Source organism: Paraburkholderia sp., assembly GCF_035501035.1.
GTDB lineage: Bacteria > Pseudomonadota > Gammaproteobacteria > Burkholderiales > Burkholderiaceae > Paraburkholderia.
The window spans coordinates 38987-59155 of the sequence record NZ_DATJWR010000225.1 but is presented as its reverse complement, the minus strand read 5'-3'; the positions used below and the strand labels follow the sequence as shown (position 1 = coordinate 59155).

The 20169-nt window shown below is 65.2% G+C and carries 16 protein-coding genes; 7 read left to right on the top strand and 9 right to left on the bottom strand.

All coding sequences use genetic code 11. The features are described 5' to 3' along the window. Positions 1–295: 295 nt before the first annotated feature. A complete protein-coding gene (locus VMJ11_RS16340) occupies positions 296–1267 on the bottom strand; it encodes a LysR family transcriptional regulator (protein ID WP_325620427.1) in 972 nt (323 codons plus the stop codon). Positions 1268–1478: 211 nt separating this feature from the next. Between VMJ11_RS16340 and VMJ11_RS16335 the strand changes: the two genes are divergently transcribed. Beyond that, the gene (locus VMJ11_RS16335; RefSeq protein ID WP_325620426.1) at positions 1479–2330 is read left to right on the top strand and encodes an aldo/keto reductase; all 852 of its coding nucleotides are present in this window, start codon (positions 1479–1481) and stop codon (positions 2328–2330) included. A gap of 270 nt (positions 2331–2600) precedes the next feature. On the opposite strand, the gene VMJ11_RS16330 is transcribed toward VMJ11_RS16335, so the two are convergent. Beyond that, positions 2601–2933, bottom strand: a complete 333-nt coding sequence (locus VMJ11_RS16330) for a hypothetical protein (RefSeq protein WP_414694408.1) — start codon at positions 2931–2933, stop codon at positions 2601–2603. Between the two features lie 385 nt (positions 2934–3318). Between VMJ11_RS16330 and ugpB the strand changes: the two genes are divergently transcribed. Beyond that, positions 3319–4662: a sn-glycerol-3-phosphate ABC transporter substrate-binding protein UgpB gene (gene ugpB / locus VMJ11_RS16325; RefSeq protein ID WP_325620425.1), complete on the top strand. Its 1344-nt coding sequence runs from the start codon at positions 3319–3321 to the stop codon at positions 4660–4662. A gap of 115 nt (positions 4663–4777) precedes the next feature. On the opposite strand, the gene VMJ11_RS16320 is transcribed toward ugpB, so the two are convergent. Further along, a complete protein-coding gene (locus VMJ11_RS16320) occupies positions 4778–6625 on the bottom strand; it encodes an acyl-CoA dehydrogenase (RefSeq protein WP_325620424.1) in 1848 nt (615 codons plus the stop codon). Positions 6626–6978: 353 nt separating this feature from the next. Between VMJ11_RS16320 and VMJ11_RS16315 the strand changes: the two genes are divergently transcribed. Together VMJ11_RS16315 and VMJ11_RS16310 are read left to right on the top strand one after the other, a co-directional pair. Next, positions 6979–7482 (top strand): DinB family protein, encoded by a 504-nt coding sequence (locus VMJ11_RS16315; RefSeq protein WP_325620423.1) that lies wholly within the window; start codon positions 6979–6981, stop codon positions 7480–7482. Between the two features lie 476 nt (positions 7483–7958). After that, complete coding sequence (locus VMJ11_RS16310; RefSeq protein ID WP_325620479.1) at positions 7959–10055, top strand: putative bifunctional diguanylate cyclase/phosphodiesterase; 2097 nt, start codon at positions 7959–7961, stop codon at positions 10053–10055. A 21-nt stretch (positions 10056–10076) separates the two neighbouring features. Here VMJ11_RS16310 and VMJ11_RS16305 read toward each other — a convergent pair whose 3' ends face one another. The 4 genes from VMJ11_RS16305 to VMJ11_RS16290 form a co-directional block, all read right to left on the bottom strand. Continuing rightward, on the bottom strand, positions 10077–11117 hold the full coding sequence (locus tag VMJ11_RS16305; protein ID WP_325620422.1) for a CaiB/BaiF CoA-transferase family protein: 1041 nt from the start codon (positions 11115–11117) through the stop codon (positions 10077–10079). A 44-nt stretch (positions 11118–11161) separates the two neighbouring features. Continuing rightward, positions 11162–12292: an acyl-CoA dehydrogenase family protein gene (locus VMJ11_RS16300; RefSeq protein WP_325620421.1), complete on the bottom strand. Its 1131-nt coding sequence runs from the start codon at positions 12290–12292 to the stop codon at positions 11162–11164. 84 nt (positions 12293–12376) lie between these two features. After that, entirely contained in the window at positions 12377–13927 is a 1551-nt protein-coding gene (locus VMJ11_RS16295; RefSeq protein WP_325620420.1) for an AMP-binding protein, read from the bottom strand. Continuing rightward, positions 13906–14754, bottom strand: coding sequence for an IclR family transcriptional regulator (locus tag VMJ11_RS16290; RefSeq protein ID WP_325620419.1), 849 nt, complete (start codon positions 14752–14754; stop codon positions 13906–13908). The genes VMJ11_RS16295 and VMJ11_RS16290 overlap by 22 nt, the downstream gene beginning before the upstream one ends. Before the next feature lie 342 nt (positions 14755–15096). On the opposite strand from VMJ11_RS16290, the gene VMJ11_RS16285 reads away from it, so the two are divergent. Genes VMJ11_RS16285 through VMJ11_RS16275 form a run of 3 tightly spaced genes read left to right on the top strand, consistent with a single transcriptional unit; the run spans position 15097 to position 17879 of the window. Then, entirely contained in the window at positions 15097–16290 is a 1194-nt protein-coding gene (locus VMJ11_RS16285) for a thiolase family protein (RefSeq protein ID WP_325620418.1), read from the top strand. A 36-nt stretch (positions 16291–16326) separates the two neighbouring features. Then, the gene (locus tag VMJ11_RS16280) at positions 16327–17106 is read left to right on the top strand and encodes an SDR family NAD(P)-dependent oxidoreductase (RefSeq protein ID WP_325620417.1); all 780 of its coding nucleotides are present in this window, start codon (positions 16327–16329) and stop codon (positions 17104–17106) included. Positions 17107–17114: 8 nt separating this feature from the next. Continuing rightward, on the top strand, positions 17115–17879 hold the full coding sequence (locus VMJ11_RS16275; protein WP_325620416.1) for a crotonase/enoyl-CoA hydratase family protein: 765 nt from the start codon (positions 17115–17117) through the stop codon (positions 17877–17879). A 45-nt stretch (positions 17880–17924) separates the two neighbouring features. On the opposite strand, the gene VMJ11_RS16270 is transcribed toward VMJ11_RS16275, so the two are convergent. Beyond that, on the bottom strand, positions 17925–18953 hold the full coding sequence (locus VMJ11_RS16270) for an acyl-CoA dehydrogenase family protein (RefSeq protein WP_325620415.1): 1029 nt from the start codon (positions 18951–18953) through the stop codon (positions 17925–17927). Between the two features lie 18 nt (positions 18954–18971). Next, on the bottom strand, positions 18972–20138 hold the full coding sequence (locus VMJ11_RS16265; RefSeq protein ID WP_325620414.1) for an acyl-CoA dehydrogenase family protein: 1167 nt from the start codon (positions 20136–20138) through the stop codon (positions 18972–18974). Between the last annotated feature and the right edge of the window lie 31 nt (positions 20139–20169).

The following is a 20169-nucleotide window of genomic DNA, read 5'->3' as shown; positions in this document are numbered from 1 at the left end:
GCGTCATACATTTTTCGGCGCGGCAGGCGCCAGACGTAGCGAAACATTCGCATTGGAAAATGCAAACTCGCGGGGCGGCTGTCGTTCAAGGTGCATGCATGCGAATCGAAGTGTCGAGATCCATATTTTTTAAAAGGAATACTAATCAATAGATTGTCTGAGTCTGCCATCCCGAAGCCGTTGTGGTGGCAACGGAAACGGAAACGGCTTTCGGTCTGGCTATTCACGGGCTTCACAGTCGATTGCGGCCGTTCGATTCGAGCGCGCAGAATTCGTTCTTGATAAACCAGGGACCCTAGCGAACGCGGCTGGACCGCCGCGAACGCGCCTCGAACTGAGTAAGCTCTTTGTCAGCAAGCACATAGTCGCTGCAGTTATGGAGGCGCGAGACGGCGAGGTCGAGGAACGCTCGTACACGCCTCGGCTGAGCAGCTCGGCTCCCGTAGTACACGTGCAGACCAATGTGCGCGCTCATATGCTTCAGGAGAACTGGCTCCAGTCGTCCTGCGCGGATGTGGGGTGCTGCGGAGAAACTCGCCAGCTGACCCATGACTTGCCCCGCGAGCACGGCTTGCAGCTCCAGTTCCGCGTCGTTCGTCGCGAACGCCGGGGACATCTGCCGATGTTCGAGCTTGCCATCCACGGTCAAGTACCAGGGCGCCACTTTGCCGGTGGCCGAATGGCGGAACACGCTGCAGCGATGCGCCGCCAACTCATCGAGTGTCGATGGCGTGCCGTACGCTTTCAGGTAGCTGGGCGCCGCGCACACAATCATCTGGATCGGAAAGAGTTGTCGACCGATTACGCCTTCGCTGGGCGACGCGCCGATCCGAAAGCCGACATCGACGCGATCCAGCACCCAGTTGCCAATACCGTCATCGAGCTGGACGTCCGGCTGGATACCGGGGTGCTGTCTGCAGAATTCGTCGAGCAGCGGCATGAGGATGGCGGCGAACGACGATTTCGGCCCAACGATCCGCAGCGGGCCCGCAATCTCATCCTTGGACTCTCGCGCCAAGGCTAGCGCTCTGTCCAGCATCGCCAAGGCGGGCTGCGTGTTCTCCAGGAACCGTTGGCCTTCCTCGGTGAGGGCGAGACTGCGCGTCGTCCGGTGTAACAGGCGCACTCCAAGATGCTGTTCCAGTTGCGCAATCGCCTGACTGGCCGCTTGAGGCGTGACGCCTTGGGCCAGCGCAGACTTTCGGATGCTGCCGAGTTCCACGGCTTTCGCAAATGTCGCGATGGCCTTGAAGTCATTGGTGGGCATGGTGAACTCTTCTGTTCAAGCGCTGAGGGAACCGTTGCACAGACTAGCCAGTATCAACCCAAAGTTGATACTGGTGCAAAGTGAATTCAACTATTCAGTTGAAATTGAGGTGCGTAAACTGACGGGCATCTGGCAATTGCCCTTGTCATCGATGCGGCGCAACTCCAGTAGATCTCATACCGCCATCGATACTCACCACCAAGGATCGATCATGCAAGACGTGACCCTGAACAATGGAATGAAGATGCCGATCGTCGGGTACGGCGTCTTCCAGATCGCCGACGAGGCAGAATGCGAGCGCTGTGTCGTGGACGCGGTGCAGGCGGGCTATCGCCTGATCGACACGGCTGCGTCGTACAAGAACGAGGAGGCGGTTGGACGAGGCCTCAAACGTAGCGGAGTACCGCGTGACCAGCTTTTCGTCACCAGCAAGCTGTGGGTTGAAGATGCGGGTTACGAACGCGCTCGCGTGGCCATTGACAAATCGCTGAAGCGACTCGATCTGGATTACCTCGACCTGTTCCTCATTCATCAGCCGTTCTCCGACGTTCATGGGGCGTGGCGAGCGATGGAGGAGGCGCATCGCGCTGGCAAGCTGCGTGCGATCGGGCTGAGCAACTTTCAGCCGGACCGGCTCATGGACATCACGGCGTTCAACGAAGTGAAGCCAGCCGTCAACCAGATCGAGGTCAATCCCTTCCACCAGCAGGCTGAAAGCGTCGATTTCATGCGTGAGCTTGGCGTGCAGCCGGAGGCTTGGGCGCCATTTGCCGAAGGACGAAACAACCTCTTTCAGAACGAGCACCTGGTGGCCATTGCTCAGCGCTACGGCAAAACGGTTGGACAGGTCGTGCTTCGATGGCTGGTTCAACGCGGCATCGTCGCTCTCGCGAAGACCGTGCGCAAGGAGCGCATGCTGGAAAACCTGGCTGTCTTCGACTTCGAATTGACCGAGGCAGACATGCAGGCCGTCGCAACGCTGGAGACCGGTAAAAGCAGTTTCTTTTCGCATCGCGATCCAGCGATCGTGAAGTGGATGAGCGAACGAAAGCTCGGCCTGTGACACGCAGTCGGCGCAACCGTCCGACAAGTCGGGCAGGTCGCCTCGTAGCCGAGGGCAGTGGGGTGCATCGACCGGTTGAATCCACAGCCGAGATCGGAAGCAGGAGGCCGGGGGCCCGACATCCTGCCGCACCCGAAGCCCGGACTTCCGTAGCCAACCCTTCTCTGCCACTCGACCGCCACCCCGTTGAATGGCGGTTTTCGCAGGATGGCCCGGCGCCCGAAGGACCGCGAATCGGCTAGCCGGTCCGACCGACGGCGCAAGGTAACCTTAGCCCCCAGCTCCGTGACCTTTTGAATGCGCGGCGAGCAATTGCCGGTGGCGTGCTTCGGTTTCGTCGTCGGCGGGGAACATGCATTCCAGACGGAGGCTTCGCGAGACAGTATCCCAATTGGCCACGAATGGACGCATCGCCTGTGGATCGAAGATCAGCTGCAGCATGTTGCGCGGGCCAGTGCGCACAGCCATGTCGATGAAACAGTCGAAGAAGCGCGGCGCTGCGTCGTTGGTCATCAGAACGGTCCAGTGGCGATCCATCACGGTCGCGGGAAACGGCTCATGCTGGCGAACGACCCGCTCGAGCGCGCGGATGACGCTATGCATTTCCTGTGCGCCCCATCGCCGGCGGCCTGTGGAATCGTCGTGCAAGACAACCAGAATCAGCCACGTCCGGGCGTTCTATCGCGCGCACGTGCTGCCTGGCCACTTGTGGCCTTGGGCGTTGTTCGCCGAACTCATTGCGAGAACCACGGCCCTCCACGAGGCACGATAGCAAGCGGCCAGACGCAGCGCTGCCCTGGCCGCTGCCGTTCCGTTTGGTCATATCTATGCGCTATGCTGTTCCGGGTCCATTGCAAAATACCTGATTCATATGGACGCCTGAATCGCGCTCCGCCCGCAGCTCTCCCCGCGTGAAAATCGAGCAAGTTATTGATCTCACGTGATTTTTTTTGCTGTTTGTCACAACAAATAAACGGAAAAGACCCAGATGAAAAAGCAAGAGATACAACGCGCAGGTTCGCGCGGCGGCTTGCGCACGCTGATCGCCGCCTTGCTGCTCGCGGGCGGCGCGCAGGCCGCGCACGCCGCCACCGAAATCCAGTTCTGGCATGCGATGGAGTCCAAACTCGGCGATCGCGTGAACGAGATCGCGCAGCAGTTCAATGCTTCACAGAGCGAATACAAGATCGTGCCCGTGTTCAAGGGCACCTACGACCAGACGCTGGCCGCCGGCATCGCGGCGTATCGCAGCGGCGACGCGCCCGCGATCCTGCAGGTGTACGAGGTCGGCACCGCCACGATGATGAACGCGAAGAAGGCCGTGCTGCCCGTCTACGACGTGATGAAGAACGCGGGCGTGCCGCTCGACGAAAAGGGCTTCGTGCCGACCATCGCCAGCTATTACAGCGACGCGAAAACGGGCCACCTGGTCTCGATGCCGTTCAACAGCTCGACGCCGGTGCTCTACTACAATCGCGACGCCTTCAAGAAGGCCGGCCTTCCCGATGCGCCGCCGAAAACGTGGCCCGAAGTCGCCGCCGCTGCCGCGAAGCTCAAGGCTTCGGGTATGAGCTGCGGCTTCACGACGGGCTGGCAAGGCTGGATCCAGATCGAGAACTACAGCGCGTGGCACGGTGCGCCGATCGCGACGCGCAACAACGGCTTCGACGGCCTCGACGCCGAGCTCGAAATCAACAAGCCGCTGCAGGTCGCGCACATCGCCTTCCTGCAGAACATGGCGAAGCAGGGCACGTTCACCTACGTGGGCCGCAAGGACGAAGCCAACGCCAAGTTCTACAGCGGCGACTGCGGGATCATGATGGGCTCATCGGGCGCGCTCGCGAACGTGCAGCAGTATGCGAAGTTCAAATTCGGCACCGGCATGATGCCGTACGACCCGAGCGTGAAGGGCGCGCCGCAGAACGCCATCATTGGCGGGGCGAGCCTGTGGGTGCTGGCGGGCAAGAATCCCGAGGTCTACAAGGGCGTGGCGAAGTTCCTCGCGTACCTGAGTTCGCCGGCCGTCGCGGCGAAATGGCATCAGGACACCGGCTATCTGCCCGTGACGACGGCCGCCTACGAACTCACGCGGCAGCAGGGCTTCTACGAGTCACACCCGGGAGCGGACACGGCAACGAAGCAGATGCTCAACAAGCCGCCGCTGCCGTGGACCAAAGGTCTGCGCCTTGGCAACATGCCGCAGATCCGCACGGTCGTGGACGAAGAGCTCGAACAGGTGTGGACGGGCAGCAAGACGCCGCAGCAGGCGCTCGACTCCGCCAACGCGCGGGGCAACGAGTTGTTGAGGCGTTTCGAGCAGCAGGCGAACTGACGATCGCGTGCGCGTGAATGGGCCCGATGCGCAGCGCGGCATCGGGCAGCGCCCCAAGGGCGGACCCCTGGTCCTGTCTTTGGGGCGCTTCTTTTTTGGGTGCCTGGGCTTCGCCTCAGAACCAGGCGTCCTGCATGTCGAGCGTGGTGCGATCGAGCGAGGCGAGCAGGTCGAATTGCGCGCCCGTCTTCGGCAGTTCCCATGCAAAGAAATAAGCGGCCGCCGCGAGCTTGCCGCGATAGAAGTCAGCCTCCTCGCCGCTCGCCCCGGCGAGCGCGGCGCGCGCCACGAGCGACTGTTCGAGCCACACCCACGCCATGACCACATGGCCGAACGCTTCCAGGTACACCGAAGCATTGGCGAGCGTCACCGCCGGGTCGCCCGCGGCCCAAAGCTGCCGGGTGACCTCCGTGAGCCGCCGCAGCGCGGCTTCGAGCGCGCGTGCGTGGGTGGCATCGTCGGATGCGGCCGACGAACGTGCGCGCTCGAGCGTGGCTTGCACGCGCTCCACGAAAATCCGGAGCGCCGCGCCGTCCTTGATCACGACCTTGCGGCCGAGCAGGTCGAGCCCCTGAATGCCGTGCGTGCCTTCGTGAATCGGATTGAGACGGTTGTCGCGATAGAACTGCTCGACGTTGTACTCGCGCGTGTAGCCGTAGCCGCCGTGCACCTGAATGGCGAGATCGTTGGCGGCGAGACACCATTGCGAGGGCCAGCTCTTCGCGATCGGCGTGAGCAGATCGAGCAGCAGCGCGAGCGGCTCGCGCGCGGCGCCTTCTGCGGCGTGCGTTTCGTCCACGAGCTTCGCGCACCAGAGGTTCAGCGCGAGCGCGCCTTCCACATAGCTCTTTTGCGCGAGCAGCATGCGGCGCACGTCGGCGTGTTCGACGAGCTTGACCTGGGCCGACGTGGGATCCTTGCCCGCCGCGCCCACGGGGCGCCCCTGCGGGCGATTGCGTGCGTAGTCGAGCGCGTGCAGATAGCCGGTATAGCCCAACATCGTCGCGCCGAGCCCCACGCCGATACGCGCTTCGTTCATCATGTGGAACATGTAAGCGAGCCCGTGATGCGGCTCGCCCACGAGATAGCCGACCGCGCCCGCGCGGCCGCCCGGCGTGTATTTCGTGCCTTCGCCGAAGTTCAGCAGGCAGTTCGTCGTGCCGCGATACCCCATCTTGTGGTTGAGGCCCGCGAGCACGACGTCGTTGTGCTCGCCGCGCGAGCCGTCCTCGTTCACGAGGTACTTCGGCACGATGAAGAGCGAGATACCCTTCACGCCCGCAATGAGCTTGCCTTCCTCGCCGGGAATCTTGGCGAGCACGAGGTGCACGATGTTTTCGGAGAGCTCGTGCTCGCCGCCCGAGATCCACATCTTGTTGCCGCGCAGGCGATATTGCGCGCCGAGCGGCGAGTCGCGTTCGAAGTCGGCGCGCGTGGCGACGTCCGAAAGCGATGACCCCGCCTGCGGCTCGGAAAGGCACATCGTGCCGAAATAGCGGCCTTCCAGCTCGGGGCGCACGAAGGTGTCGATCTGCGCCTCGCTGCCATGCGCGAGCAACAGATTCGCGTTGCCGATGGTGAGGAAGGGATAGGCGCTCGTCCCCACGTTCGCGCCCTTGAACCAGGCGAAGGCCGCCTTCTCGACGACGAGCGGCAACTGCATGCCGCCGTATTCGTAGTCCTGGCCCGCGGCCATGAGGCCGGCCTCGCTGAACGCCTTCAGCGCGATCTTCACCTCGGGGATGATCGTGACCGTCTCGCCATCGAAGTGCGGTTCGTGCTGGTCGTTCTTCTTGTTGTGCGGCGCGAACAGGTTGGTGGCGATCTTCTCGCAGGTGTCAAGCGCTGCGTCGAAGGTCTCGCGCGAATGGTCGGCGTAGCGCGCAATGCGCGTGAGGCTTTCGACATCGAGCCATTCATGGAGCAGGAAGTTGAGATCGCGGCGGGAAAGGATCAACGACATGGCGGAACGGTCTCGCATCGTGGAAGGAGAAGCTGCGTAGCCTACCTAAAATAGAACGCTCGTGCTATTGGTAATTTCGCGAACCTGTGGATGCTGGAGCGCTTTCGATGGCGCGAAGATTCGGCCGTGATCGGGCGCCGTTCTTCCAGAAAACGAAAAGGCAGTGGACTGAGTCGACGCCATGACCATGCTCGTCGGCGCAATGGCTGCGGGCATGGCCCGAAATGTTGTCATATTGACCTGATCGCGAGTGCGGGACCGACGCGGCGAACTTAGCATGGTGGCTGCCGGCGGCCGTTTGCTGCACGCCGGTTCCATGCGGAACAATCAATCGACTCGACTAGGAGAGGCATATGGGTACACGAAACGAGATCATGCTGGCGCGCTATACCCAATGGGCAAACAGCGTAATGCATGGCGTCGTCGCGCAACTGCCCGAGGAAGCGGTTGTCAAGCCGCGCGACATGACCTTCGGCACGCTGCTTCGCGCGCTGGGCCACGGTTATGCCGTGGGCGCCATTTTCAAGGCGCACCTGGAGCAGCGCGATCATGGCTTCACCACGCGCCACATTCCGGATACGACAACCTTGGACGAACTGCGCGCCAGGCAGCGCGATCTCGACGCGTGGTACCTCGCGTGGATCGAACGAGTGAGCGAGGCCGAAACGAATGAACGGGTCCGCTTCCCGTTCATCGACGGTGGCGAGGGCGAGATGACGCGCGGGGAAATCTTCCTGCACGTTATCAATCACTACACGTTCCACCGCGGCTTTATCGTCGAGGCGCTGCGCGGCCTTGGCATCAGCGTACCGGCCACCGATATCACGGTTTATATCCGCGATTGCGCACGGAAGTGAATGGCGACAACGAGGCGGCCTACCGACAAAAAAATAGGACCAAAACACTGCAAACGATTGCAATGGCTCGTGCGGCAGTGGGATCGCTGAAGTTTCCCGATTCGCTGCCGTAAACTCGTTCGCGGGTCCCGGTTACCTCGATGGGCTCGCCGACGCATCATCGCTGGCAGTATCGCGGCTGGTTTTTTCCGGGGTTATTCAGGTGCACTGAAGTCCACTCGCCGCCAAAGCATTGAAGCTCACCGCCGCCAACCACTTCTACCTCACGAACGTGTCGTTCGTGCTGCCAGATGCGCCGGGCCCCGCGCACTCGCTCAGGCTGTCCGGCTCGCCACCACGCGTTGGCATTCGCGACTTCGGCGCAGCCGGCGACTTCGCGTTTTCCAGCACAGACGGCACGGCGTATTGTCGTGATATCGTGCCGCGTCGCCCTGCGCGAGCGCGTGGCTGAAAAGAAAAAAAGGAGACCTCCCGTGATGAGCGTGCTGGGCTGCATCGTCTACAAGCACAACCTGTGGCTTGTTCTCGTCGCGTTGATCATTTGTGGCGCGGGCTCGTGGGTCACCGCCCGGCTCGTCCTTCGCGCGTTCACTACGCGCTCGCTGCAGCGTGTTGGCTGGTCGTTCATCGCGTCCGTCGTCGCCGCCGCCGATATCTGGTGCACCCATTTCGTCGCGATCCTCGGTTTCGAGCCGGGCGTGAGCGTCGCCTTCGATCCCGTGCTGACAATCGCCTCGCTGCTCATCGCGCTCGTGGGCAGCTTCGCGGGCTTCGCGTTCGCCACGAGCCGCGTGACGCGTGCAGCACCCGCACTAGGCGGTGCGATCGTCGGGCTGGCCGTTGCGCTCATGCATTACGCCGGCATGCTCGCTTATCGCGTCGAAGGCATCGTCATCTGGAATCACAACTGGCTTGCCGTTTCGCTCGTGCTCGCGGTCGCGATTGGCGCGCTCGCGCTGCATGTGGCCGGTGTGGCCGCCGCCCGCCCGCAAGACGACGCGGCCAGTGCGCGTGCGCATATCAATGCCAGTGCTCGTGTCGTCGCTGGCGTGCTCGCGCTCGCGATTGCCTCGCTGCATTTCACCGGCATGACGGCGTTCCAGGTCGAACCGCTGGCGGTCGAGGGACATTTCGCGAATCCGGCCGCATTGCAGGCGCTCGCGCTCGCGGTGGCCTGCATGGCGCTCGTGATTGCGGGCGCGGGCTGCGTGAGCTATCTGCTCGACGACAGCGTGCGCGCCGAATCGGTCGAGCATCTGCGCACGATGGCGATGAGCGACATGCTCACCGGCTTGCCCAATCGCGCGAGCTTCAATGCGCGCATCGACGCCGAGCTGGCCCGCCCGGACGATACGCGCAAGCTCGCGCTCGTCGGTATCGACCTGAACCGCTTCAAGGAAATCAACGACTTGCACGGTCACCACGCCGGCGACGAGGTGCTGCGCATCCTCGCGCGGCGTCTTGCGAGCCTCGTGCGCGAGGGCGAGTTCATCGCGCGCGTGGGTGGCGACGAGTTCGTGGCGCTGCGCCGCTTCGCCACGCGCGACGAGCTTGCCGATCTGCTCGAGCGGCTCGAAACTGCACTGTTCCGGCCGATCCGCTACGACGACGCCGAAGTGCTTTCGGGCGCGAGCCTCGGTGTTGCGATCTACCCCGACGACGCCACCACCAAGACGGTGCTCATCAACAACGCCGATCTCGCCATGTACCGCGCGAAGGCGGACCTCATGCAATCGGTTTGCTTCTACGAGCCGGCGATGGACGAGATTGCGCGGGCGCGCCGCTCGCTCACGCACGATTTGCGCGAGGCGCTTGCGCGCGGGCAGTTGAGCGTGCACTACCAGGTGCAGACCTCGATCTCGACGGGCGACATTTGCGGCTACGAAGCGCTGCTGCGCTGGGAGCATCCGCGCCTTGGCTTCATTTCGCCCGCGCAATTCATTCCGCTCGCCGAGGAGAACGGCCTCATTCTCGGGATTGGCGCATGGGTGCTGCGCGAGGCCTGCACGCGTGCGGTCTCGTGGTCGCCGCCATACAAGGTGGCCGTGAATCTCTCGCCGGTGCAGTTCGCGCACGCGGACCTGCCCAAGCTCGTGGAGACCGTGCTGACCGAAACCGGCCTCGCGCCCGAACGGCTCGAGCTCGAATTGACCGAGTCGGCCATTTTCGCGGATCGCGGGCGCTCGCTCGACGTGCTGCAACGGATCAAGGCGATCGGCGTGAACCTCGCGCTCGACGACTTCGGCACCGGCTATTCGTCGCTCGACACGCTGCGCTCGTTCCCGTTCGACAAGATCAAGCTCGACCAGTCGTTCGTGAGCGAGGCGGAGTCGAGCCGGCAAGCGACCGCCATCATTCGCGCGGTGCTCGCGCTCGGCAAGAGCCTCGGCATTCCGGTGCTGGCCGAAGGCATCGAGACGCCGGAACAGCTTTCGCTGCTCGCCGGCGAAGGTTGCGACGAAGTGCAGGGCTTCCTGCTTGGCCGCCCGGCGCCGCTCAGTCAGCTCGTGGCGAGCGGCCAGCTCAAGCTCGCGGAGAGCGTGCAGAAGGTAGCGGCGACGGCGCAGGGTTGAGCGGCGCATTGCCGGTTTCGCTCAGGTGGCTTTGTCCACTTCCCCGCTCGCTTGCGCGTATCGCACGAAGCGCGGCGCGCATTGCGGAGCCCACGCGCCGTCCGCTTCGACGAACGTGCCGCGCGCCGTGTTGTGAGCATGGAGCGGCGCTTCGCCGAGGCTCAGGACGGGCGTCACGCAGGCGTCGCTGCCCGCGAATCGTTCGGCCCACTCGTCACGCGTGCGCGTCGCGATTGTCCTGGCAATGCGTTCCTGCACGCGCGGCCAGTGTGCCTTTTCGCGCTGCGGTAGCTCGAGCAGATCCTCGGCTCCGATACCCTTCATGAACGCCGTGTAGAACTGCGGCTCGATGCAGCCCACGGCGATCCAGCGGTTGTCCGCGCAACGATAGGTGCGATAGAACGGCGCGCCGCCGTCCAGCAGATTCACGCCGCGCTCGTCCTGCCAATGCCCCGCCGCGTAGAAGCCGTACATCATGCTCATGAGCATGGCGGCGCCGTCGGTCATCGCGGCGTCAACCACGCAGCCTTCGCCTGTGGCGCGTGCGCGCAGGATCGCGGCCACCACGCCGAACGCGAGCAGCATGCCGCCGCCGCCAAAGTCGCCGACCAGATTGAGCGGCACCACTGGGTCGCCGCCCGCGAGCCCCACCGCATGGAGCGCCCCTGAGATCGCGATGTAGTTGATGTCGTGGCCCGCCGTGTGCGCGAGGGGCCCGTTTTGCCCCCAGCCCGTCATGCGGCCATAAACGAGCGGCGCACGGCGCGCTCGGCAGACCTGCGGGCCGAGCCCGAGCCGCTCCATCACGCCGGGGCGCAAGCCCTCGATCAATGCGTCGGCGCTCGCGACCAGGTCGAGCGCGCGTGCAACATGCTCGCCGCGCTTGAGGTCGAGCGCAATGTATTCACGCCCGCGCGCGAGCGGACCTGCGGGCGGCGGTGCGCCTTCGCGGCCGATGCAGATCACGCGCGCGCCCATTTGCGCGAGCAGCATGCCGCAGAACGGCGCGGGGCCGAGCCCCGCGAATTCGACCACGGTGACGCCTTCCAGCGGTTTGATCATGTACGCTCTCCTGCGGGTTTCCGCTCGTGCCGAATGCCGCGCCGTCACAGCGTACGGGCGATGATCTCCTTCATGATTTCGTCGGTGCCGCCGTAGATGCGCATCACGCGCGCATCCACCCACGCGCTGCCCACCACATACTCCGACATGTACCCATAGCCGCCATGCAGTTGCAGGAATTCGTCGAGTAACTGGTTCTGCAATTCGGTGGCGTTGAGCTTCGCCATGGCGGCGTCCACGGGGGAGAGTTCGCGCCGCAAGTGCCGGGCGATGCAGTGATCGACATAGGTGCGCACCATCTCGGCCTTCGCGCGCGCATGCGCGAGCTTGAAGCGTGCGTTCTGGAAGTCGAAGATGGCCTGGCCGAACACCTTGCGCTCGCGCGTGTAGCGGATCGTGCGTTCGAGCATGCCCTCGATCGAGGCGGCGGCGCGCACCGCGATCACGAGCCGCTCCTGCGCGAGTTCGCGCATCAGGTACGCGAAACCCTGGTTTTCCTCACCAAGACGCTGCGTGGCGGGCACGCGCACATCTTCGAAGAACAGCTCGGACGTGTCCTGCGCGCGCAGGCCGATCTTGTCGAGCCTGCGGCCCTTGCTGAAGCCGGGCGTGCCTTCCTCGACCACGATTAGCGAGACGCCCTTGCCGCCCAGTTCGGGGGCGGTCTTGCAGACCACGACCACGAGGCTCGCATTCTGCCCGTTTGTGATGAAGGTCTTCTGACCGTTGATGACGTAGTGGTCGCCATTGCGGCGCGCGACGGTCCGCACGGCCTTGAGGTCGCTGCCGGTGCCGGGCTCGGTCATCGCGATGGCGCCGATATGCTCGCCGCGCGCGAGCTTCGGCAACCACTCGCGCTTCTGTTCCTCGGTGCCGTACGCAAAGATATAAGGCGCGACGATGTCCGAATGCAGCGGAAAGCCGATGCCGCTCGCATTCACGCGTGCGAGCTCTTCAATCATGATGGCCGCGTGGCCGAAGTCTCCGCCACCGCCGCCGTATTCCTCGGCGATCGTGCAGCAGAGCAGGCCTTCCTCGCCCGCGCGCCGCCAGACCGACTTGGGCACGATGCCTTCCTTTTCCCATTGATGATGAAACGGCTCGATTTCGCGCTCGACAAAGCGTCGAACCTGCTCGCGGAAGATTTCGTGATCGTCGCGGAATACGGTACGCATGAGGGCTGTCTCCAGATATTGGCTTGCGGCGTGCGCAGCCTCGAAAGGCGCGCACGCGTTTCCCGGGTTCATGGGTCCTTCGGATCAAACTGCCGGCTGGCGGTAGCGCTCCTTCAGAATGCGCCGCAGCAGCTTGCCGTTGTCGTGGCGCGGCAACGATTCCTCGAAGTCGACCGAGCGCGGCACCTTGATGTGCGAAAGCCGCGCGCGGCAGAACGCGATCAGTTCCTCGGCGAGCTGCGGGCACGCCGCGTCGCGCTCGCGCGGCTGCACGACGGCCTTCACGGCCTCGCCGAATTCGGGATGCGGCACGCCGATCACGGCGGCGTCGGCCACGGCCGGATGCTCGGCGAGCACGTTCTCGATTTCCTGCGGATACACGTTCACGCCGCCGCTGATGATGAGGTCCACGCGCCGGTCGCTGAGGTACAGGTAGCCTTCGGCATCGACATGGCCGATGTCGCCATACGTGGCCCAGCCATGGCGGTTATAGACGCTGCGCGTCTTCGCCGGATCGTTGTGGTATTCGAACGAGGGGCCGCCCTCGAAGAACACGCGGCCGATCTCGCCCACGGGCAATTCGTTATCCTCATCATCGACGATACGGATCCGCCCGTATTTCGAGCGCCCCACCGAGCCGCGATGGGCGAGCCATTCGTGCGAGCCAAGCGCCGTGAGCCCCACGCTCTCGGAGCCGGCGTAGTACTCGTAGATCACCGGGCCGAACCACGCGATCATCTGCTCCTTGACGTGCGGCGGGCAGGGCGCGGCGGCATGGATCGCCACGCGCAGGCTGCTCACGTCATAACGCGCACGTGTGGCTTCGGGCAGGTTCAGCAGGCGAATGAACATCGTCGGCACCCACTGGCTGTGCGTGACGCCGTAGCGTGCGATGGCGTCGAGCGCCGCTTCGGCGTCGAACTTCTGCAGCACGATGGCGCGGCCGCCCATGCGCAGCACACGCATCAGGTAGCGCAGCGGCGCGGCGTGATAGAGCGGCGCGGTGCTCAGGTAGACGGAGTCGGCGTCGAAGCCGAAGGTCTTTTTCCACGAGGCCGTTTCGGTGTCGTCGGTGTCGCGCTCCTCGAAGGGCACGAGCGGCTTGCGTATGCCCTTGGGCAGCCCGGTCGTGCCCGACGAATAGAGAAAATCGCGGCCGCGCGGCAGAGGTGGCAACGAGGGCGCGCCTGCGTGGGTGGCGGCGAGCGCGGCTTCGAGCGACGCGAAGCCGGGCAGCGGCTCATTCGCGCCGCAGGCGAAGCAGGCGAGGCCTTGTGCCGCGCCATCGGCTACGAGCGCGGCAGCCAGTTCGTGCATCGCCTGCGAGACGATTAGCACACGCGCGCCGCAGTCCTTGAGCACGTGCGCGATCTCGCGCGGTTTCAGCTGGACGCTGATGGGGGTGTAGTAGAGGCCCGCGCGCTCGGCGCCGATGGCGATGACCGCAAGCGCGGGGTGATTCTCGAACAGCAGCGCGATGCCGTCGCCGGGTTGCAGGCCGAGGCCGATGAGCCAGTGTGCGATGCGCTCGGCGCGTTCGTTCAGCTCGGCGTAGGTAATGACTTCGTTGAGTGCGGGAAAGCGCAGCGCTTCCCTCGTGGGTGCTGCTACAGCTAGTTCGCGGACACGCTCCACGGTCTCGTCTCCATGTCATGCGCGGCCCCAGTCATGCTGCCGAGCGCTGCCTCCACGCGCCTGACGAGCGACATCAGGCGCGGGGCGATGTCGTCGGTCAGCTGGTTGCCGCTGATGTTGAAAACTGCAATCGAACAGCTAAAAACCCAATACTCGTCGTCGATCGGGGCGGACAGCGGAATCGCCACCGAATGAATCTCGCGCTGCATGTCGCCGTGCGAAATCGTGCAGCCATGCGCGCGCAACTCCTGCTGCGCCTGGGCGAGGCGCTGGGCGAGCAGTTCGCCCTTGGCCGCGTCGCGCGCCAGCGTCTCCTGCAAGTACTGCTCGCGCTCTGCGGCGGGCACTGTCCACAGATACGCGCGGCCCGACGCCGTGCGCGAGAGCGAAAGCCGCGTACCCGTTTCCGAGCGGTACACGGCGCTGCCTTCGCCCTGGATCACTTCGGCGTACGCCATGTTCAGGCGGTAGCCCACCGCGAGCGTGACCTGGCCGTGGCAGTAGTCGGCGAGCTCCTGCATCATCGGCCGCGCGATCTGCCGGATCGTCATGCGGCCGAGCGCGGGCGCGGCGAGGCTCAGCATCTCCGTGCCGAGCACGTACTTCGAGATGCGCTCCGAATAGCGCAGCAGCCCGAACTCCGCGAGCGTATTGATGAGCCGCAGCGCCGTGGGCTTCGGCAGGCCAGTGCGCTCCACCAGGTCCCGCGCGGAAAGCTCCGCATCCCCCATCGAAAAGCACTGCAGGATCCGGATGCCACGCGCAAGCGCACTCACGAGTTGCGAATCCGCGGTGTCGTCGGTGCGGGAGTTGGCCTGATCGATCATTTCGGTTCCTTCGTCGGGGTGAGGGCGCGCCGCGCCGATGCGGCGCGCGGCAAACCCCGGATTCTAGCTTTCACCTGCGCGCTGGAACAATTTTTCAAGACGCCTGGTTCATTTTTTTGCTTCTACGATGCGGGGCTGGCGCGTGCCGTGCGCTCGGGTCGCTATTTTCGATCTCCCGGGACCATACGATGCAAACAGTGTTGCGCATCGTGATCGAGAAATCAACAAAAGTGATCCTATTGGATCGAAATGTGTTTACCACTATTGAAATTACGGCGTCGTGGGGTGTATTTTGAGTCGCTAGATTCATTATTCATGTCACTTCCAACCATTGAGAGAACCATGACCAACAGCGCGGTAATCGTCGACGCAGTGCGCAGCCCGATGGGCCGGACCAAGGCGGGCGGCGCCTTCGTCGAGCTTCACCCCGTCGATCTGCTCTCGCAGGTGCTCAAGCAACTGATTGCCCGCAACGACCTCGATCCCGGCAGTGTGGACGACGTCATGATCGGCTGCGTGAGCCAGGTGGGCGAGCAGGCCTCCACACCAGGCCGCCTTGCCTGGCTTGCGGCCGGATTTCCGCAGCACGTGCCCTCCACGACCATCGAGCGCAAGTGCGGCTCGAGCCAGCAGGCCATCCATTTCGCGGCCCAGGCGATCATGGCGGGCGTGAACGATATCGTCGTGGCGGGCGGCGTGGAGTCGATGAGCCGCGTGCCGATGGGCTCCTCGCGCATGGGCCGCGATCCGTATGGCGCGCTCTACCATGCGCGTTACCCCGAGGGCGCGGTCGGGCAGGGCGTGAGCGCCGATCTCGTGGCGCAGAAGTGGGACCTCACGCGCGAGGCGCTCGACGCGTATTCCGCCGAGTCGCACCGCCGCGCCGAAGCCGCGCGCGCCGCCGGACAGTTCGCGCGTGAGATCGTGCCCATCGACGTGCCGCAAGCCGAGGGCCTGCGCCGCGTGGATGCGGATGAAACCATTCGCGCGGGCACGACGGTCGAGCGCCTGGCGGGTCTTGCGCCCTCGTTCGAGAGCGCGGAGCTGGCGGCGCGCTTTCCGGGCATTCGCTGGAACGTGACGGCGGGCAATGCCTCTCAGATCTCCGATGGCGCTTCGGCGCTGCTCATCATGAGCGAGCAGAAGGCGGCGCAGCTGGGGCTGAAGCCGCGCGCGCGCATCGTGGCCTTCGACGTATGCGGGGACGACCCGCTCATGATGCTGATCGCGCCGATTCCGGCCACGCAACGCTTGCTGAAGAAGCGCGGCCTCACCGTCGCAGATATCTCGCACTTCGAAGTGAATGAGGCGTTCGCCGCGGTGCCGCTCGCATGGCAGAAGTCGCTCGGTGCGGACGGCGCACGCCTGAACCCCGCGGGCGGCGCGATTGCGCTCGGGCATCCGCTCGGCGCCTCGGGCGCACGCCTCATGACCACGATGCTCAACTCGCTCGAAGCGAGCGGCGGCCGCTACGGGCTGCAAACGATGTGCGAAGCGGGCGGGATGGCCAACGCGACGCTCATCGAGCGTCTTTGAAGCGCACAGCAACGAACAGCGAAGGAGCGGTGACATATGGACGAGAAGAACAAATTCGCAGGCACGGTGGCGGTGGTGACGGGCGGCGCTTCGGGGCTTGGCCTCGCGAGTGCGAAGCGTCTTTTGGCGAGCGGCGCGCAGGTCGTGATCGCCGACCTTGCAAGCTCGCGCGGCGCGGCGGTGGCCGACGAACTGGGCGCGCAGGCGAGCTTCGTGCCGGCCGACGTGACGAGCGCCGACGACATGAGCGCCGTGTTCGAGGCGGCGAAAAAACGCGGCACGCTGCGCTCGCTCGTGCATTGCGCGGGGCGCGGCGGGGCAGTGCGCCTCATCGAGAAGGACGGCTCGCCGGGCTCGCTCGAAGCGTATGAGGACGTGGTGCGCGTGAATCTCTTCGGCACCTTCAACACGCTGCGTCTCGCGGCCGCGGCGATGGCGCGCAACGAACCCGATGCGGGCGGCGAGCGCGGGGCGTGCGTGCTCACGGCGTCGGTGGCCGCTTATGAAGGGCAGATTGGTCAGGTGCCCTATGCGTCGTCGAAGGCGGGCGTGGTCGGCATGACGCTCGTGGCCGCGCGCGATCTCGCGAGCAAGGGCATCCGCGTGTGCACGATCGCGCCGGGGCTCTTTGACACGCCGCTGCTCGCGCGCCTGCCCGAGGAGATTCGCGAATCGCTTGGGCGCATGGTGCCGTTCCCGCCGCGCCTGGGCGTTGCTGATGAATTCGCCGCGCTCGCGCTGCATATCCTCGAGAATCCGATGCTCAACGGCGAGACGATCCGGCTGGATGGCGCGATTCGCATGCAGCCGCGTTGAGGTCGACCATGAACGATGAACTGCTGATCGACTACCGCGACGGCATCCAGATCCTCACGATCAACCGTCCCGAGGCGCGCAACGCCTGTACGAAAGCGCTGGCCGAGGCGATTGCCGCGGCGCTCGACGAACTCGAACGCCGGGATGACCTGCGGCTTGCCATCATCACGGGCGCGGGCGGCACGTTTTGCGCCGGCATGGACTTGAAGGGCTTTCTCAAGGGCGAGCGGCCGAGCTTGCCGGGCCGGGGCTTCGCGGGGCTGACCGAGGCGCCGCCGCGCAAGCCGCTCATCGCTGCGGTTGAGGGCTACGCGCTTGCCGGCGGGTTCGAGATCGTGCTCGCGAGCGACCTTGTCGTTGCCGCAAGCAACGCGCAGTTCGGACTACCCGAAGTGAAGCGCGGCCTGTGCGCGGCGGCCGGCGGGCTGCTGCGTCTGCAGCGGCAGTTGCCCGAGCGCATCGCGCTGGAACTCGTGCTGACGGGTGACATGTTCGGCGCTCAGCGCGCGTTCGAATTCGGCCTCATCAACCGCCTCACGGCGCCTGGCGAAGCGCTGGCCGTGGCGATCGAACTTGCGCAGAGGATCGTTGTGAACGGCCCGCTCGCGGTGGCCGCGAGCAAGCGTGTGATGTGCGAATCGCGTGACTGGTCCACTGCGGAGATGTTCGCGCGCCAGCGCGAGATCACGGACCCGGTGTTCGCTTCGGCCGATGCGCGCGAGGGTGCGGCGGCGTTTGCAGGCAAGCGCAAGGCGGTCTGGCAGGGGAAGTAGCGGCGGATGTCGGCCGCCACGCTTTGCAGCGTTGGCGGCGTAGATTCACGCGCTCGCCGTCGCCGCCTCATCGAGCGCATCGAAAATGCCGACGACACCCGCGGCGACATTGCTCCAGTGATCGATGGCATGCGTGCCGACCACGTCGTCCCAATACGATTCCGATCCGTACTGAAAACGTTGAGCGTGCAACCTCCGTGTGTAGAGCTGTAGATCGAACTCGGCGGTGATGCCCATCGCGCCCACGAGCGCGTGCGCGCCGTTCGCCACGAGCGGCGCCGCGCGGCTCGCGCGCGCTTTCGCGATTGCCGCCGCGACGCGCTGCTTCGAGGTGCGATGGCCCGCGCAGCCCAATTGCGCAGCTACGCGCGTGGCGGCCACATGCTCGGCCAGCACGCTCAACTGCTGCTGCACGGCCTGGAACTTGCCGAGCGAGCGGCCGAACTGCTGGCGGTCGTTCACGTAGGCGAGCGTCATGTCGAACACGCGCTGCATGGCGCCAGCCATCGTCGCGGCCGTGGCAAGCGCGCCCAGTTCTCCTACGCCTCGCACCGTTGCGGGTAGCGAGCGCGAAGCGCGAGAGGGGTAAGTGACCGTGGCGTCGAGGCTTTCGCCGTGGCCACGCACCTCGGCGTCGGCGAGCGAGACGAGGCTCGCGCCGTCGGTGGTTTCGACGATCATGGCTTCGGCCACGAGGCCATACGGCACGAACGCCGTGCCGTGACGAGAGGCATTGGCGAGCGCGAGCGCAATCGGCCCGCGCGGCGCTTCGATGCCGGCGCGGGCGAGCAGTTCGCGTGCGATCATCGTATGCGCGGCCGGCAGTGGCAACGCGTGCGAGCCGAACGCGAACAGCGCGCCCGTCGTGGCGGCGAGGCGCAGCCCAGAGCCGCCCTTTTCCTCGGGCACGAGCGCGTCGAGAAAACCTAGCGCATCGAGCTGGTCCCACAGCTCGCGGCCGGCGCTGCGATCGCGCGCCGCCTCCACGCTGCGCACGACCTGCGGCGTACAGCACTGCGCGAGCACCGCCTGCGCGGATTCGGTCAGCATGTCATCCATGGTGTTCTCCTCCATATTCTTCTCCTCCTCTCACTAGCGCAGCCCGAGACCGCGCGCGATCCTGCCGCGCAGGATCTCGCGCGTGCCGCCGCGCAGCGAGTACGATGGCGCGATCTGCGTCACGTAGTCGAGCGTGTCGGCGAGTTCGCGCGTCACGGCTTGCTGCGGATGCGCGCCAAGCGCATCGCCGATCAGCGTGGGCACGCTCTGCTCGAAGCTCGTGCCGAGGTCCTTCACGAGCGCGGCCTGCGTTGCTGGGCTCGCGCCATCGGCGAGCTGGCCCGTCACGGCCACCGACATCGCGCGCAGCGTGGCCAGTTCGGTCACGAGCGCGCCGAGCGTACGGCGTTCGCTTTCACCCACCGGCGCTTGCGCCGTTCGAGCAGCGTCGCGCAGCGTGCGCGCCCATTCTTCCAGCAGCACGATGCTCGAATAGATGCGCTCCGGCCCGCTGCGCTCGAACGCCAGTTCGGCGCTCACTTGCTCCCATCCTGCGCCCTCGCTGCCGATCAGCGCTTCGGCGGGCAGTTCGACATCGTCGAACGTGACTTCGGAGAAGTGAGCGTCGCCCGTGAGATCGCGGATCGGCGCGATGAGCACGCCCGGCAGCGAGAGGTCGACGATGACCTGCGAGAGCCCGCGATGCCGGTCCTCCGGTACGCCCGAGGTGCGCACGAGCGCGATCATGTAGTGCGAGTGCGGCGCGTTGGTCGTCCAGATCTTGCGGCCCGAAAGCCGCCAACCGTTGGCCGTGCGCTCGGCGCGTGTGCGCACGCTCGCCAGGTCGGAACCCGCGTTCGGTTCGCTCATGCCGATGCAGAAGAACGCCTCGGCCTTGCAGATATGCGGCAGATAGAACGCTTTCTGCTCTGGCGTGCCGTAGCGCGCGATGAGTGGGCCGCTCTGGCGATCGGCGATCCAGTGCGCCGAGACGGGCGCCCCGGCCGCGAGCAGTTCCTCGACGAGCACGAAGCGCGCGAACGGGCTGCGGCCGCCGCCGCCATATTCGCGCGGCAGCGTGAGGCCCACCCAGCCGCGCGCGGCGAGCTGGCGGCTGAAGCCGGCGTCGAAGCCGAGCCACGACCGGGCTCGCACGGCGGGCGCCATGCCTTTGAGGGCCTCGGCGAGGAAGGCGCGCACCGGAGCGCGCAAGGCCTCGTCCTCGGGGGGGATCGGTCTGAGTGTGAAGGGATTGGTCATGGCGTGCTGCTCAATGTGAAGTTCCAGGCAG